This window comes from Algoriphagus aestuariicola, from assembly GCF_017254835.1.
Lineage (GTDB): Bacteria > Bacteroidota > Bacteroidia > Cytophagales > Cyclobacteriaceae > Algoriphagus > Algoriphagus aestuariicola.
In genome coordinates, this window is the sequence record NZ_JAFKCW010000004.1 from 476,587 (window position 1) to 492,664 (window position 16,078).

The following is a 16,078-nucleotide window of genomic DNA, read 5'->3' on the forward strand; positions in this document are numbered from 1 at the left end:
GCCGATTTTGTTTTCAGCCTTCAAGATCCAAATTATTTGGAAGCCATGGCCTCGTAGACTATGTCGTGGATTTTGGTTCGGATTCCTTCTTGCAGCAGTTTGCCGTTTTCCGCCGCGGGGTAGACGCGATTGGAGAGGAAGACATAAACCAGTTGATTATCGGGATCAGCCCAGACGCAGGTTCCCGTGAAGCCAGTGTGCCCAAAGGTGCTTTTTGGCGCAAACTTGCTCGCAGACCCGCCTTTTCCAAATTCCGGTTCAGGCTTATCCCAGCCCCAGCCTCTTCGGCTCATGTTGGACTGTCTTTTGGTGAAGTCTTCAACCGTCTCAGGATCTATCAGCGTGACATCTCCGTAAGTTCCCTTGTTTAGCATCAGCTGCATCATCACCGCCAGATCGTTTGCGGTGCCGAAGAGACCCGCGTGACCGGCCACTCCACCGTACATGGCCGCACCAGGATCGTGCACGAAGCCATGAACCTGGCGTTTTCGAAATGCTACATCTTCCTCTGTCGGAGCGATGTTGGTCAGTGGCATTTTCTGCCAGGGATTAAAGGTCAGTGTTTTCAGACCCAGAGGCGCATAGAAATTTTGGTCTAGAAATTCGTCCAGCGGCTGGTTGACCACGCGCTCGATCACTGCCTGCATAAAGTACATCGTCAGATCAGAGTAGACGTATTTTCTTGGTTTGGGAAGCAGATCAGACTTCACCGTCCAGCTCCAGATTGAATCTCGAAGGCCATCCCTACCAAACATGTCGTTTGACACCGGGCGGGTAAATCCCGGCTGGGATACTGGCTTATAGTAGTCGCCGCGCCACTGACCTGACTGGACGGTGTTGACATAGTGGGGAATGAAAGCCTTCAAGCCTGCCTCATGGGTCAGGACATCTTTGAGAACGAGGTTCGCTTTGTTGGTTCCTTTCAGCTCGGGCAGGTAGTCTCCCAATGTATTGTTCATGTCCAGTTCCCCACGGCTGTGAAGGAACATGGCTGCTTGTGTGGTGGCCAACACTTTGGTGATGGAGGCGAGATCATATACCGTCTCCGGGGTGACAGGAGTCGTTTTTTTGTAGTCGAGGTATCCATAGGATTTCTGGAAAACCACCTTGCCGTCCTTCATCACCAACACATTTGCTCCGGGAGCTGCTTGGATGAGCGTCATCCTTTTGGCCACCTCGTCGATTTTTTCGAGTACTTTCCCGTCCAACCCGATGCTTTCTGGGCTGCCGTAGGATAGTCGTTGGCTTGGGGCCAAGTAGCCGCCGACGCCGTGTGAATATTGTCCGCTAACTGACACGGGAAGAATCCCCATTCCCGGCCTTCCTCCAAATAGTACCTGAGGGGTTAGTTTTTGAGTTTCATCGGAATTTTCATAAGCTAATACCACATTTCCGAAGCCCTCCAAAGCTTTGGCTCCATAGGCATTTCCGAATAGTACGGTGACCACTTTTTGCCTTTTTTCTAAGTCTCTGATCAGTTGCACGTCCCCCGGAGCAATGCCAAAGGCCCGCTGGGGGCTATTCGTTACCCCCATCAGACCTACCACGACTACGTCGTAGTCTTCGAGCTGCTTCATGAGCTTATAATGGGCAGATTCGCCCGCTGCTTTTTGAATGGAAAAGTGATCTACGGCCGCATATTTTTTCAAGTATTGGCTGAAGATCTTTCCATCATCCCCGATGGTTAAGCTGGCAAAACGGGTAAGGTCTAGACTTTTAAAAGGAAGGAGGTCATTTTTGTTTGAGGCGACGGTAATAGCCTCAGCATAGAGTTTTTCGATTACGGCTTCTGTTTTTGGAGTGTTCAGGCGCTCGGTAATCTTGTAGGTATCGATAGGCCTATACTGATTGAGCCCCGCCCAATACTTGGCTTTCAATATTTTTTTGACCCGTCGGTTGATCTCGGATTCAGTGATGGTTCCCTGTGCTACAGCATCCTTGATCAAGGTTTTTGCTTTAGGTACATCTTGTGAATAGAGGAGGACATCATTTCCAGCCAAGAGTGCCTTCAGGTCGACGTCCCCGGGTTTGTTGGCGGTCGCGACGCCTTTCATATTGAGTGCGTCGGTAAATACCAAGCCCTGGAAGTTCATGCGTTTTTGGAGCAAGTCGGTGACTACAGGCTTCGAAAGGCTAGTAGGGATGTTGGAGCCGTGGTCGAGGCTCGGCACATTGAGATGCGCCACCATCACGGACATGAGATCTTCTCTAAAAAGCTCTTGGTACGGATATAAGTCGACATCCCAAATCCTTTTCTCGGGATGGTTGATCACCGGAAGTGCATAGTGGCTGTCGGTTTCTGTATCACCGTGTCCCGGAAAATGTTTTGCATTTGCTATGACTCCGTGGTCCTGCAGCCCCTTCATATAGGCTACTGCCCGACGGGTCACGATTTCCTTGTCCTCTCCAAAAGCCCGGTATCCAATCACGGGATTGTTGGGATTGGAGTTTACATCCACTACGGGAGCGAAGTTGATGTGCATGCCGAGTTCTTTAAACTGACGGGCGATCTCGGTTCCCATTTCGTAGATCAAATCCAGATTTTGAATGGCCCCCAAGGTCATCGCTTTGGGGAAATTGGCTACGGAGTCCAAGCGCATTCCGATTCCCCATTCGGCATCCATCGCAATGAAGAGCGGAGTTTTGGTCTGAGCCTGATAATAGTTGGTGAGTCGGGCTTGGCGATCAGGGCCTCCCTGGAAAAAAATCAGACCACCGAGGTTTTCGGTTTTGATCAAGTTGCTGATCTCGTCGACGTGGCGCTGGTCTTTGTTGGAGTAGGCGGCGACCATAAAAAGCTGCCCCAAACGCTCGTCGAAATTCAGCGAATTGAAGACGCTGTCCACCCATAATTGCTGGTCTAACAAGTCATCGCTGACCAGGGGATCTTCATTTGCCACGAAGGGATCGACTTTGCCGGATGTGAATAAGCCCAACAAAACCAAGAGGGAAATCAAGCTCCAATGCCTCCTATTCATTACTGAGTTCAATTTTTAATCCTTAACTTTCAAAATATATTTGTGATTGCGACGGAAGTACGCACTTCCGGATGTCCCTGGCCGCTTCAGCGCATTGGAGAACGGGACGATTAAATGAATATAGTAAAGATTGGGCAACATTGAACAGGCTTTAAGGTTAAAAAACGGAGAAAAGTGATCTACGGTATTTCACTTCCCTGCAAATCGGCAATTTTCCCTTTCAGTTTTCAAAATCCCAAGCAGCCGCAAAATTACAGCTCATGAAATTCCCCTCCATATTCCGTACCGCCGCACCAATGCGATTTGATATCAAACCCCGCTACTACGATCCGATCAAGGAAGAGATCGAAGAGCGCACTGCCCGTATCAAAAAGGAGTTGGAGGAAGACGGGCTCTTGAATCCAGAGGAAGTAGAGGCACGCTCCAAATCCTACGGAGGGGGGATTCGGGGCGCTTTTTCCCAACATCGGGGTATTAAGCCCAAGAGCCAAAGCATGTTCAATTCCACCGCGATGATCCGTACGCTGCTGTTTTTTGGGATGATCATCGCTGCCTTTGGATACATCTATATTGGCCCGGAAATCCTCAACTACATGCTCTATGCGGCACTGGTTCTTGGGGGATTCTACTATTTTTCCAGATTCATAAAGCGGGGGAGGAAAGATGACTGACATCATCCAGCTGCTGCCGGATGCGATTGCCAACCAAATTGCTGCAGGTGAAGTAGTACAGCGTCCCGCCTCTGCACTCAAAGAATTGCTGGAAAACGCGGTGGATGCTGGTGCCACCCAAATCCAGGTTGTGGTAAAGGACGCAGGAAAGCAATTGATCCAAGTCATCGACAATGGCAAGGGCATGTCCGCCACGGACGCCAGGATGAGTTTTGAGCGGCACGCGACCTCCAAAATCAGAACTTCCCAGGATCTCTTTGCCATCCGTACCTTCGGTTTTAGGGGAGAGGCGCTCGCCTCCATAGCGGCGGTCGCCCAGGTGGAGCTTAAGACTCGGCCAAATGACGCTGAGCTGGGTACTTTGATCCAGATCGAGGGATCAGAGGTGAAAAAACAAGAACCAGTCGCCGTGCCGGTAGGCACCTCCGTGGCCATGAGAAATCTTTTTTTCAATGTCCCGGCCCGACGCAACTTTCTGAAATCCAATCCAGTCGAAATGCGCCATATCGTCGACGAATTTCAGCGGGTAGCGCTGTCCTATCCAGACGTGGCTTTTACGCTTTTCCAGCAGGACATGGAGGTTTTCAGTCTCACCTCCGGGAAATTAAGCCAGCGTATCGTGGGGCTTTTTGGGAAAAGCTATCAAGGCCAGCTGGTTCCATGTGAGGAAGAAACTCCGCATGTGAACGTGAAAGGATATATCGGCAAGCCGGAAAATGCGAAGAAAACCCGAGGGGAACAGTTTTTCTTCGTCAACAACCGCTTCATCAAAAGTACTTACCTGCACCATGCGGTGAATTCAGCATTTGAGGGGCTGATTGCGAGTGACCAGCATCCGTTTTATGTTCTTTTCTTGGAGATCGACCCAGCTCAGATCGATATCAATGTCCATCCCACAAAGACAGAGATCAAGTTTGAAGATGAGCGGACGGTGTACGCGGTCATCCGCTCCGCGGTAAAGCAGGCGCTGGGCGCACACCATGTCATGCCTTCTCTCGACTTTTCCCTAGACGTCAATTTCCAGCAGAATTGGACCAATAATCCGGAGACTAAAGCTCAGGTGGACAGGGAATACAGCTACAAGACTTATAACACGCCTGAGTTCAAAAAATCGTCTGTTTCGGGATGGGAGAAGCTGTTTGAAGCAAATTCCAACCCCGTGCCACTCGACCTGCCCAAGCCGGAAGAGGACCAGGAGATTCTGACCTTTCCCAGCAAGGCCTCTGCCGATGAACCAAGATTCATGATTCGACCTCAGGAAGAGGCAGCCACCGGGACTACATTTCAGGTAGAGTTGAGTTATATTGTGGCGCAGATGTCTACCGGACTGCTGATCATCGACCAGCAGGCTGCACACGAGCGGATTCTCTACGAGCGGTATTGCAGGCAAATCCAGTCGACGCAGGGGGCGTCACAGCAGTGCCTTTTTCCTCCTACCGTCCAGCTAGGGGCTTCGGATTTTGCCTTGGTCATGGACATGTTGCCCGAGCTCCAGAGCCTGGGTTTCGTCGTGGAGGAGTTTGGCAAGGATACCGTGCTGATCCAAGGCGTGCCAGCGGATGTGCAAGTGAGAAATGAGAAGGAGCTCTTCGAAGGTTTGATCGAGCAGTTTAAAAACTTCAGAAATCAGCTTTCTTTGGACAAAAGAGAAAATCTTGCGAGGTCGCTTTCCCGTAGATCATCTATCAAAAAAGAACAAAAGCTCAATCCGCAGGAGATGGAAACCCTCGTGGGCCAGCTTTTTGCCTGCCAAAACCCAAACTATTCCCCCGGTGGGAACAAAACTTTTGTGAAATTGGATTTAAGTAGCATTCACTCCTTCTTCGGAAAATAGCATGTTTAGAAATATTACCCCAGTCGTACAAAACCTCCTGCTGATCAACATCGTCGTGTTTGTAGTGGCAAGCTTTGTTTTTCCAGCACTCAACGAATGGTTTGCCCTCTATTACATCCAGAGCCCATATTTCAAGCCGTTCCAGTTTTTGACTTACATGTTTATGCACGCTGACTTTTGGCACTTGTTCAGCAACATGTTTGGACTATTGATATTCGGGCCATTGTTGGAGCAGTTTCTTGGGCCGAAAAAACTGCTCATCCTTTGGATGGCCTGTGGGATAGGCGCCGGAGTGCTGTACTCCGGATATACCATGTACGAGTATAAGAGCTTGGAGACAAAGGTGCTCACTTTTGAGGCTAGCCCGGATCCCGAGTATTTCAACAAACTCGTTCTGGAAAATCGAGGGTATTTTTCTCCGGAAGTATTTGATTTTGTGGATCAATACAGCAGAAATCCCCAAGATCCCGTTTATATTGAGCGTGCTGAGAAAACCTTGGACGCAATACTGAGACTTCATGCCAACCAGCCAATGGTCGGAGCTTCGGGAGCGCTTTTTGGGATATTGGTGGCATTTGCCATGCTTTTTCCCAACACCCAGCTTTTCCTGTTGTTTCCGCCCATGCCTGTGAAGGCGAAATATCTGGTAGGTGCCTATGCCCTTTACACGATTTACAACGTATTGCTAAATAACCCGACAGACAACGTGGCCCATTTTGCCCATCTCAGTGGTTTGATCATCGGGGCCATTTTGGTTTACAATTGGAAAAAAGACAGAAACTCCTTCTATTGATATGTACGGAAGCTTTTGGGACAACCTGAGAAATGCCTTCAGGCACAAGGACAACAGTCTTTACAAGTTGATTGCGATCAATGTATTGGTGTTTTTTGTGCTCTTGATCGTACGTGTGCTGCTGACGGTCAGCGGCCTGGAAGGGCTATACCGAGAGGGGCTGAGCTACTTGATGATGCCGGCGGCTCTTTCCAAGCTGGCGACTCAGCCTTGGTCTTTGTTTTCTTATATGTTTTTGCATGAGGGGGTATTTCATGTTCTTTTCAACATGCTCTTTCTGTATTGGTTTGGCCTTTTGATCCACCAATATCTTGGTAGCAGAAAATTGGCTAACCTCTATATTCTCGGGGGGCTTTTCGGAGCTTTATTTTATGCGGTGATCTACAACGTGGCCCCTTATTTCAGCGGGTCAGTGGGCAGTTCCATGATGTTGGGCGCCAGTGCGGGTGTGTTTGCAGTGGTCGTGGGAGCTGCCACCTTGACTCCCAACACGACTTTCTTTCTGATATTGATCGGTCCGGTCCGAATTGTTTACATCGCCGCCTTCTACGTGATTCTGTCTTTTGCCAACTCCATCGGAACCAACGCCGGCGGCGAAATTGCCCACTTGGGTGGGGCCTTGCTTGGCTATCTCTATATCGTGCAGCTGAGGAAAGGAAACGATTGGGGCGTGCCGGTGCAAAAAGTGGGCTTGTTTTTCGAAAATCTCTTTAGCCCCAACCGGAGCAAGGTAAAGGTCAGTTATCGAAAGGCGAAAACGACCAGCTCGGGAGGATTTGGAGGCTTTACTTCCAGGGCTAGCTCCAGTCCTGCCCCGAAGTCCCTGGAGACTTCCCAGGAAGAGATCGACCAGATTTTGGACAAGATTGCGGCTAAAGGCTATGACGCACTTTCCAAGGAGGAAAAGCGCAAGCTGTTTGAATTCAGCAAAAAGTAAGTTTCGGGGAGTTTCGTTCCTAACTCAAGTTCAGAGAGAGAAAGCAAAACCGATTCGGAATCCCGCTTCCTGAGGGTACTGCGTTTGTACTCTGAATTCCGTACTCAGTCCCACCCAGTCCGTCAAGCCGACAAAGGCGCCAATTCCTGCATTGGCTCCGACGAAATTCTCCCTTGTGCCAGCCTGGCCTGGTGCGGTATTCTGGAAGTTTTGGCTATAACCCGCCATAAAATATAATTGTGAAGGGCCCTCGGTCACGTAGTAGCGAAGATCAAAACTGAAGTTGCTCAGGTTGCCCACCTCAGGATAGACTTTGAAGAAGCTCGGCATCAGCGCAAATCTGTCAGTAAAGAAATATTCCACTCCTCCCCCTATTCCAAAATCATTGTACTCCAGGCCATAGCTTCCCAAGACATGAATGCGCGCGTCACCTTTTACCTGCGCTTGGGATTTTAGTGAAAAAATGGTCAGCAAAACGAAACAAAGCAGGGTTTTTCTCATCAGAATGTTTTTAATGAGAAAAAGGTAGGAGGCTTTGTCCTGTTTTGCAAGAGTCACTCTGCGGGTATCTATTCGGCTAGATGAGCCACCTCATTCTTGTTGGCGAGTTGTCCGCAAGCCGCATCGATATCCTGGCCTCTGGATTTGCGCACTTTTGCGATGATGCCTTGCCCCTCGAGGATACGAACATACATGTCCACGGCATCTTGTTTCGCTTGGTGAAATTCCCCCTCGTCTATGGGATTGTACTGGATGATGTTGACCTTGGATGGGATGTGTTTGCAAAATTTTGCAAGCGCCCGGGCATGTCGTTCGTCATCATTGATGCCATCCCAGATCACGTATTCGTAGGTGATTTTGCGCTTGGTCTTTTGGTACCAATATTTCAGTGCCTCAGCCAGATCTTCCAGCGGATTGGAGTCATTGATCGGCATGAGGAGGGAGCGGGTTTCATTGATCGCAGAGTGGAGGGAGATCGCCAGATTGAATTTCACTTCATCATCTGCCATTTTACGGATCATCTTGGGAATGCCGACGGTGGAAAGGGTGATTCGGCGTGGGGCCATGCCTAGGCCCTCGGGCGAGGTGATCTTGTCGATCGCCTCGATCACATTCGCGTAGTTGAGCAGGGGTTCGCCCATACCCATGAAAACAATGTTGGTTAGCGGACGCTGAAAATAGGTTTCAGCTTCGTCTTTGATCGCCACGACTTGGTCATAAATCTCGTCGGGATTCAGATTCCTCATTCGCTTGAGTCTTGCCGTGGCGCAGAAGTTACAGTCTAGACTACAGCCGACTTGGGAAGAAACGCAGGCGGTAATCCGCTTGGTGGTGGGGATCAAGACGGACTCTACGATTTTGCTGTCGAAAAGCTTCACGGCGTTTTTGATCGTCCCGTCGCTGCTGTGCTGCATCAGGTCAACATGGATGTGGTTGATCGTGAAGTGGTTTTTGAGAAGCTCCCTGGTAGAAAGAGAGATGTTGCTCATGTCGTCGAAGTTCTTCAGTGACTTGTTCCAAAGCCATTCATAGACCTGCTTGGCCCGGAATTTTTTTTCACCGTGCGCCAAAAAGAACTCCTCGAGTTCGGCCAGACTGAGTTTTCGGACGTCTTTCTTTTGATTTTCCACGGGACAAAGGTAAGGATTGGAAAATTCAAAAATTGTAAGATTGGAAAATTGGGGAGGAGCTGAAAGGCTGTAAAGTGGGAAGGTTGGAAAATCAAGCGAGGAAAAGAGGTGCTGTTCGTGGGAGGATTTGCATCGGATCGCATAGATTTTTTCAATCTGAGAGCCATCGCCTTTTATCATAAAAACAAGGGGATTTGGGATTTATACCTTACTTTTGTGCCGGAAAACCCAACTCTTCCTATGCGCCAATCCTGGTGGAAAATTCTGGCGATCGCCCTGCTGCTGTACACGCTCATCGCCGGTCTTCTGATGGATGCTCCCCGGCTTCCCATCTTAAATGAGACGATCCGCGCCTTGCATTTTCATGTCACCATGTGGTTCGGGATGATTTTGATGCTGGTGGTATCGGTATTCTACAGCATCAAGTTTCTGCGGACCAATAAGCTCGAGTATGACGATATGGCCTTGGAGTTTACCAATGCGGCCATTCTGTTTGGTGTCTTGGGTATCGTGACGGGCATGCTTTGGGCCAAGTTTACCTGGGGAGATTATTGGAGCGGTGATCCCAAACAGAATGCCGCCGCGATCGGATTGCTGATGTATTTTGCCTACTTGATCCTCAGAGGAAGTCTAACTGATCCCCAGCAAAGGGGTCGAATCGGCGCGGTGTACAACATCTTTGCTTTCGCCGCATTTATCCCCCTGATTTTCGTCTTGCCTCGCCTGACCGATAGCCTTCATCCCGGCAATGGCGGGAATCCGGGTTTCAACGCTTATGACTTGGACTCCAAACTGAGGATGGTGTTTTATCCTGCGACCATAGGATGGACACTTTTGGGTGCCTGGATCGCAACCGTACGGGTGAGAATCCGTAGGGTAGAGCGGGTTTTGGAGGATAGAATGCTTAATTCCTGATTGATGAAAAAATTACTGACTATAGCCGTATTGCTTTTCTCTTTGAATGTATTGGCGCAGGAAAAAATTGAAGTGACTGAATCGGATTATTCCAATTCCTCCGTGGAGATGGCCGACCAGATGCGCGCTGACGGCAAGATCTACGTGCTGGTTGGAATTATCGCGATCATTTTCGTGGGAATTGCCGTGTATGTAGTGAGTACAGACCGCCGTATTTCCAAACTGGAAAAGAATCTTCCCTCCTAAAAATAGTGAAATGAAAAAAGGACATATCATCGGACTCGGGATTATCGCAGTGGCAATCATCATCATTATGACTTCCATTGGCGATGCCAGCTCCTACGAAAGCTTCAACACCGCTTGGGAAATGAAGCAGGATGGGGACGACAAGGCTATTCACGTGGTCGGACAGCTGAAAAAGGATGCTGCTGGACAGGTCACTGGCCTTGAAGTAGGTGAAGACAAGACTTCTTTTACATTTCTTCTCGTCGACAATGACGGCACCGAACAAAGAGTATTCTACAACGAGCCCGTCCCGGCAGACTTTCAGCGGTCTGAATCCGTCGTGGTGATAGGCTCTTATCGAGAAAAGGAAATCTTCGTGGCAGACAAAATCCTGATGAAGTGTCCATCCAAATATCAGGAGACAGATGTCCAGACAGCGGGCATGTGAGGTTGAGTAATCCCCCAAGTAAACAATCATGATCAATACCTTTATGGGTAATCTGGGTCATCTCATGACCATCTTGGCCTTCGTCAGTTCCTTGGTGACGGCCTACTCCTATTTCCAATATTTCAAAGCCAACGAACTGGAGAAGGCGAGCTGGAGGACATTCAGCCGGATCAGCTTTTACGTCCATACCATCTCCGTGGCGATGATTGCTTTTTCTCTATTTGAGATTATCTACAATCACCGCTACGAATACTTCTACGCCTACTCGCATAGCTCCAAGGCGCTTCCGGTGCACTATATGGTGTCGAGCTTCTGGGAAGGACAGGAGGGGGCTTTCATCCTTTGGGCATTTTGGAATGTGGTATTGGGCGTCACCCTTATCCACACCAACAAATTCTGGGAAGGGCCAGTGATGATTGTTTTCTCGTTGGTTCAGGCATTTTTGGTTTCCATGATTCTTGGCGTGGTGATTGGCGATCTGAAGATTGGAAGCTCGCCTTTTATCCTGCTTCGCGATGCCACGCAGGCGCCGATTTTCGAGATGAACCCTGACTTCGTTCCTGAGGACGGCACTGGGCTTAACCCACTCCTCCAAAATATCTGGATGGTGATCCACCCTCCAACGCTTTTCTTAGGATATGCCTCGACATTGGTTCCTTTCGCTTTTTTGATGGGTGGGTTGGTGACCAAAAAATACTCGGAGTGGATTCGTCCAGCTTTGCCTTGGGCGATTTTTTCCGCAATGATCCTCGGCATGGGAATTATTATGGGGGCCTATTGGGCCTACGTGACGTTGAACTTTGGCGGGTATTGGAACTGGGATCCAGTGGAAAATGCCGTATACGTTCCTTGGCTTATCCTCGTCGCGGCTATCCATACCATGATCACCTTCAAGAAAAGCGCCACGGCTCTCAAGACCTCTATAGTGCTGGTGATCTTGAGTTTTATCCTGGTACTTTATGCCACGTTCTTAGTAAGATCTGGGGTGCTGGGAGATGCGTCAGTTCATTCTTTTACGGACTTGGGCTTGTCTGGGCAATTGCTGATTTACATGCTTTTCTTCCTCGTGATAGCGGTAGTGCTTGCAGCTAGAGCCTGGAAACATATCCCGACTTCGGAAAAAGAAGCCTCGGTCTATTCCCGGGAATTCTGGATTTTCATCGGTGCGACTACACTTGGTTTGATGTCTTTCCAGGTGATCTTGCCGACTTCGATTCCTGCTTGGAATTCGCTTGTGGAGAGTTTTGGAGGTATCTCCAACATGGCTCCCCCGGCTGACCAGATTGAGTTTTATACCAAATTCCAGCTTTGGTTTGCCGCGGTGATCGCCTTGTTGACGGCGGTTGGCCAGTTTTTCTGGTGGCAAAAGATGGATAAAAAAGCATTGAAGGATGCCTTGATTACTCCCTATATCATTTCGGTTCTTTTGTCTGCGGGGATCATCGTCTTAGCCAAAGTCTACGATTGGAAATACATCGTCATTGTCTTGGCAGGGACTTTCACCATCGTGGCCAATGCCGTGATTTTGTCCAAACTTGTCAAGAAGTCCACTTTCAAGCTTACCGGAGGCTCACTAGCGCACATCGGCATCGGGATGATCCTGATCGGAATCATGTTCAGTTCGGGATATTCCGACGTGATTTCCATCAACATGTCGGGCTTGACCTACAGCAACAGCTGGGAGGATGAGATGAACAAAGAGCACGTACTCCTCTGGATCAACAAGCCTACCCAAATGAAGGACTACACTGTGATCTATCGTGGACGTCAGAAGAAGGTCGTGGGCGTGCCTGAGTATGTTCCTGCGAAGTTTCTGGAGCCGACTGGCAAAGTCAACGAAGCACTTGCGCTGGAGGATTACAAAGACTATTTCAAGAAAGGCGAGCTGGTCAATATCGTCTTGGAGGAAAATGACTATTTCAAGATCGATTACATGAAGAATGAGGCTTTGCAATTTTCGCTCAGCCCGATGTCCCAGTTTAACGAGGGGATGGGAGGTCTGATTTCCTCCCCGGATTCCAAGATTTTTCTGGACAAGGATCTATATACCTATGTGGCAGCGATGAATGACTACGCTGATCCAGAGTGGAAAGAAGATGAAATTTATGAGGTAGCACCGGGAGAACAATTCCATGTTTCCGATTTCGTGACCTATTTCGACGGGGCCGAAGTGCTCAAGGAATTGGAAGGCTATACCCTGCAGGAAGGCGACGTCGCGGTGAAGGCTAAACTTCGAGTTTTGGACTATGATGTGGAAAAGACATTGGAGCCCACCTTCATCATCCGCAACAGCCAGGTCGGCAAACTTCCGGTAGTTGACACGGAGCTCGGATTGAAAATTAGTCTTGAAAACATTCTGCCTGAGCAAAACAAGTTTGTCTTTAAGGTCAACCAATACCAAAAGGACTATGTGGTGATGAAGGCGATTGTGAAGCCGTATATCAACGTGCTTTGGATCGGGACACTGATTATGCTTTTGGGCTTTACGGTGGCGATCTATCGTCGCTTCGATGAGTTTGCCAAGATGCGGGACAAGGGGATGGAATGATTTGAGATTCGGGTTTGGGATTCATAATTGAGTCTGGCCGACATTTGAAATCGCTTATTTTTGCGCTATGCTCAACATCAAAGAAATTCTCTCCGTTTCCCTGATCCTTTTCTCTGTGATCGATATTCTCGGCTCCATTCCAATTATCATCAATCTCCGCAAGAAAGTAGGTCATATCCAGTCAGAAAAAGCCACTTTGGCTGCGGGACTGCTCATGATTGCCTTCTTGCTGGCTGGAAAATCTATCCTCAATCTGTTTGGAATCGGCGTGGAGGATTTCGCAATCGCGGGAGCCTTGATCATATTCGCTGTGGGTGCGGAGATGATCTTGGGCATCGAACTTTTCAAGCCAGACCCGGAAGCGGGTTCGGGGGCGTCAATTGTTCCGATTGCTTTTCCCTTGATTGCGGGTGCGGGGACTTTGACCACGATCTTGACCTTGAAAGCCGAGTTTCAACAAATCAATATCGGCATTGGAATCCTCCTGAATTTGATTTTTGTCTATGCCGTTTTGAAAAGCACGACCTGGCTGGAAAGCAAGCTGGGTAAGACTGGTTTGGATGTTTTGAGAAGGATATTTGGGATCATCTTGCTTTCCATCGCGGTGAAAATTTTCAAGTCCAACGCCTTCCCGATCAATATTGGCTAAAATATTTTTGGCTTTTCCGGACTGTGGGGGCATAGACAGGCGCATTTGGAAGCCGCGGTTGCGAGTCTTTTTTCATTTCTTTGTGACATGGTAATTATTTTCACCGATGGCGCTGCCAAAGGAAATCCCGGGCCCGGGGGTTATGGGGCAGTTTTGAAATTCGGTCAGCACCGAAAGGAACTTTCAGAAGGTTTTCGGCTCACGACCAACAATCGCATGGAGCTTTTGGCGGTGATTCGAGCGCTTCAGGCGCTGACGACTGCCGAATATCCGGTTCAGATTTATTCCGACAGCAAATATGTTGTTGATGCGGTAGAAAAAGGTTGGATCTGGGGTTGGCAGAAAAAGGGATTCAAAGACAAGAAAAACCCCGACCTCTGGCTGCGCTACATTCCGCTTCACCTGAAATACAAACCGAAGTTCATTTGGGTCAAAGGTCACGCTGGAAACGCGGAAAACGAGCGTTGCGACCAACTGGCGGTCGCTGCTGCTGAGGGCAGCAACTTACAGCCGGATACCGGCTATGAGCAAAGTTTGTGACGTCTTGGGTTAATAATCTTAGATCGCGCAGTTTTCATAAAAGACAAAGGTTTACGATAGCAACGTAAACCTTTGTCTTCTGGGTAAATTCTCAGGAAAGGGAATCCATCGTCGCCAGCGGAATATCCTTGCGATCAACATCCTTGAGCTGCTGATAGGCTGATGCTGGAAATTGCCAACCTTCATCTCCAAGCTCATACAATAGAGGAGCAAGGTTCTGAACAGCAGCTTTGCAGCCTTGTACAATGGCCCCGAGCTTGCCTGTTTGCTTGGAAAGCACGGCTTCGTTTTCGATTTCAAATGGGCCAGTGAAGCCTTTTTCCTTCAATACATTGACGAAAGCTCTCCAATCCATTGAGTCGCCGAGCCCAAAACCGGGGAGTGTGGCTTCGTAATGATGCCGATCCCAAGGGTTTTTGCTGGAGGTAATGCCAAGTTTCTCGACCCATTCAGCACGAATCTCCTGCATGGGGTACATATTTCCCCAGAAAGGATCGGGATTGTTTCGGGTAGATTTGACGTGAATTCTTTTGAGTCTGCTAATGTCTGTATGGCGGACGACTTCAACTGGATCGGTATGCTGCCAGACGTCGTGGGAAGGATCGTAGATTTCCCCGTGGTTCTTTTCAGGCACCAGTGCGTACATGAGCTTTCGTGCGGCCAACACCCCCGTGAGGTTGTTGAAGGTGCCAAAATGGCCAGAACTTCTCCAGCCTTCCATAGGGCAATTTTCATAAAGCACCGTTACGCCAAGACTATTCGCGTAGCGGATGATGGGTCCGAAGATCTTTTGGTATTCGAGGAGGTTCTTTTCAAAGCCTCCTTCCTGATTTCCCAACTCATGGTTGTAGCCGACGAAGGTTCCGACCTTGACATCGTTTTCGTCGCCTCCGAGGAGATAGGCTATTCGGATAAGACGGAGTAGATGGTTTTGGTTTTTTATGCGATGGACGGGGTCGCCTCCGATAAGATTTTCAAATGCCCCAATAGACAGGCGGAGTTTTGCGACGTTGAATTGAGCAATCAATTTTTTCGCCTCTTCTGGGCCGAAGTTTTCATAGTCCAAGTGGGTCGCCACAAAGTCATCGCGGGTGCCGTCTTTTCGAAACACACAAAGGTCGAGGCCCTGCACTCCGATTTCTTTTGCTTTTTCGACCGTTTGATCTAGACTAAGCTGGTCAAAAGCCGAAGTCATGATCCAAATAGGATTTGCCATGGGTTTTATTGGTTTTTGGGAGGGGAAAATAATGAAAAAATGTTGGGCTTCGACTCCGCTCAGCCTGACAACGACTTCCCGCGAACCGAAGGTCGATGCACAGTTTGATTCCAGACTGGGTGAGACAAGTCATTTGGAGTTTGTTTATGGCGATGGACCTGTCAGTCCGAGCGGAGTCGAGGACTCTTTTTGTTCAATTCCGTCCTTAAGGATTTTAAATTCAGCTAAATTGTAGGGAGTTCTTGATGTTCTATGAAGGCCTATTTTGTGTACATATTAGAATGCTCGGATAGTAGCTACTATACGGGGGTGACCAACAATTTGACTAGAAGATTGGATGAGCACCAAAGTGGACTAGACCCATATTGCTATACCTATCCAAGAAGACCGATCGAGATGGTTTTTGTGCAGGAATTTCAAGAAATAAAAGCGGCGATATCATTCGAAAAACAACTGAAGGGCTGGAGCAGAAAAAAGAAAGAGGCAGTGATAAATGGGGACTGGAACAAACTTAAATCACTGGCCGAATGCAGAAATGCAACCTCGCATACGAATTTCTCGAATGACGGAAACTCTAGTCTTTCTGGTAAAAAAGAGGGCTTCGACTCCGCTCAGCCTGACAGCGAATCTGCTTAATCAGAACTTCGACTCCGCTGAGGGTGACAACAACCATTTTCAAAAAGTCATCGAAAG

The 16,078-nt window shown here is 48.7% G+C and carries 15 protein-coding genes; 11 read left to right on the top strand and 4 right to left on the bottom strand.

Features of this window, described 5'->3' with window-relative positions; all coding sequences use genetic code 11:
* Positions 1-32: 32 nt before the first annotated feature.
* Positions 33-2,978, bottom strand: a complete 2,946-nt coding sequence (locus J0A67_RS18295) for a serine hydrolase domain-containing protein (RefSeq protein WP_206570841.1) — start codon at positions 2,976-2,978, stop codon at positions 33-35.
* A 260-nt stretch (positions 2,979-3,238) separates the two neighbouring features.
* Between J0A67_RS18295 and J0A67_RS18300 the strand changes: the two genes are divergently transcribed.
* The 4 genes from J0A67_RS18300 to J0A67_RS18315 are packed head-to-tail and all read left to right on the top strand — an operon-like array spanning position 3,239 to position 7,213.
* The gene (locus tag J0A67_RS18300; RefSeq protein WP_206570842.1) at positions 3,239-3,649 is read left to right on the top strand and encodes a hypothetical protein; all 411 of its coding nucleotides are present in this window, start codon (positions 3,239-3,241) and stop codon (positions 3,647-3,649) included.
* Positions 3,642-5,483, top strand: a complete 1,842-nt coding sequence (gene mutL, locus J0A67_RS18305) for a DNA mismatch repair endonuclease MutL (protein ID WP_206570843.1) — start codon at positions 3,642-3,644, stop codon at positions 5,481-5,483. The genes J0A67_RS18300 and mutL overlap by 8 nt, the downstream gene beginning before the upstream one ends.
* A gap of 1 nt (position 5,484) precedes the next feature.
* Positions 5,485-6,276: a rhomboid family intramembrane serine protease gene (locus J0A67_RS18310; protein ID WP_206570844.1), complete on the top strand. Its 792-nt coding sequence runs from the start codon at positions 5,485-5,487 to the stop codon at positions 6,274-6,276.
* A 1-nt stretch (position 6,277) separates the two neighbouring features.
* Positions 6,278-7,213: a rhomboid family protein gene (locus J0A67_RS18315; protein ID WP_206570845.1), complete on the top strand. Its 936-nt coding sequence runs from the start codon at positions 6,278-6,280 to the stop codon at positions 7,211-7,213.
* 30 nt (positions 7,214-7,243) lie between these two features.
* On the opposite strand, the gene J0A67_RS18320 is transcribed toward J0A67_RS18315, so the two are convergent.
* Complete coding sequence (locus J0A67_RS18320; RefSeq protein WP_206570846.1) at positions 7,244-7,714, bottom strand: hypothetical protein; 471 nt, start codon at positions 7,712-7,714, stop codon at positions 7,244-7,246.
* A gap of 68 nt (positions 7,715-7,782) precedes the next feature.
* Entirely contained in the window at positions 7,783-9,024 is a 1,242-nt protein-coding gene (gene rlmN / locus J0A67_RS18325) for a dual-specificity RNA methyltransferase RlmN (protein WP_241265249.1), read from the bottom strand.
* A 12-nt stretch (positions 9,025-9,036) separates the two neighbouring features.
* On the opposite strand from rlmN, the gene ccsA (J0A67_RS18330) reads away from it, so the two are divergent.
* The 6 genes from ccsA (J0A67_RS18330) (at position 9,037) to rnhA (ending at position 14,169) form a co-directional block, all read left to right on the top strand.
* Positions 9,037-9,759: a cytochrome c biogenesis protein CcsA gene (gene ccsA, locus J0A67_RS18330; protein ID WP_498366377.1), complete on the top strand. Its 723-nt coding sequence runs from the start codon at positions 9,037-9,039 to the stop codon at positions 9,757-9,759.
* A gap of 3 nt (positions 9,760-9,762) precedes the next feature.
* Positions 9,763-10,005, top strand: a complete 243-nt coding sequence (locus tag J0A67_RS18335) for a CcmD family protein (protein WP_206570848.1) — start codon at positions 9,763-9,765, stop codon at positions 10,003-10,005.
* A gap of 10 nt (positions 10,006-10,015) precedes the next feature.
* Positions 10,016-10,432 carry a cytochrome c maturation protein CcmE domain-containing protein gene (locus J0A67_RS18340; RefSeq protein WP_206570849.1) on the top strand — a complete coding sequence of 139 codons (417 nt, stop codon included), beginning with the start codon at positions 10,016-10,018 and terminating at the stop codon, positions 10,430-10,432.
* Positions 10,433-10,460: 28 nt separating this feature from the next.
* Entirely contained in the window at positions 10,461-12,980 is a 2,520-nt protein-coding gene (gene ccsA, locus J0A67_RS18345) for a cytochrome c biogenesis protein CcsA (protein WP_206570850.1), read from the top strand.
* 67 nt (positions 12,981-13,047) lie between these two features.
* Complete coding sequence (locus tag J0A67_RS18350) at positions 13,048-13,629, top strand: MarC family protein (RefSeq protein WP_206570851.1); 582 nt, start codon at positions 13,048-13,050, stop codon at positions 13,627-13,629.
* A gap of 87 nt (positions 13,630-13,716) precedes the next feature.
* Positions 13,717-14,169 (top strand): ribonuclease HI, encoded by a 453-nt coding sequence (gene rnhA / locus J0A67_RS18355; protein WP_206570852.1) that lies wholly within the window; start codon positions 13,717-13,719, stop codon positions 14,167-14,169.
* A 91-nt stretch (positions 14,170-14,260) separates the two neighbouring features.
* On the opposite strand, the gene J0A67_RS18360 is transcribed toward rnhA, so the two are convergent.
* Complete coding sequence (locus tag J0A67_RS18360; protein ID WP_206570853.1) at positions 14,261-15,385, bottom strand: sugar phosphate isomerase/epimerase family protein; 1,125 nt, start codon at positions 15,383-15,385, stop codon at positions 14,261-14,263.
* Positions 15,386-15,637: 252 nt separating this feature from the next.
* Between J0A67_RS18360 and J0A67_RS18365 the strand changes: the two genes are divergently transcribed.
* Positions 15,638-16,021: a GIY-YIG nuclease family protein gene (locus J0A67_RS18365; protein ID WP_206570854.1), complete on the top strand. Its 384-nt coding sequence runs from the start codon at positions 15,638-15,640 to the stop codon at positions 16,019-16,021.
* Positions 16,022-16,078: the final 57 nt, after the last annotated feature.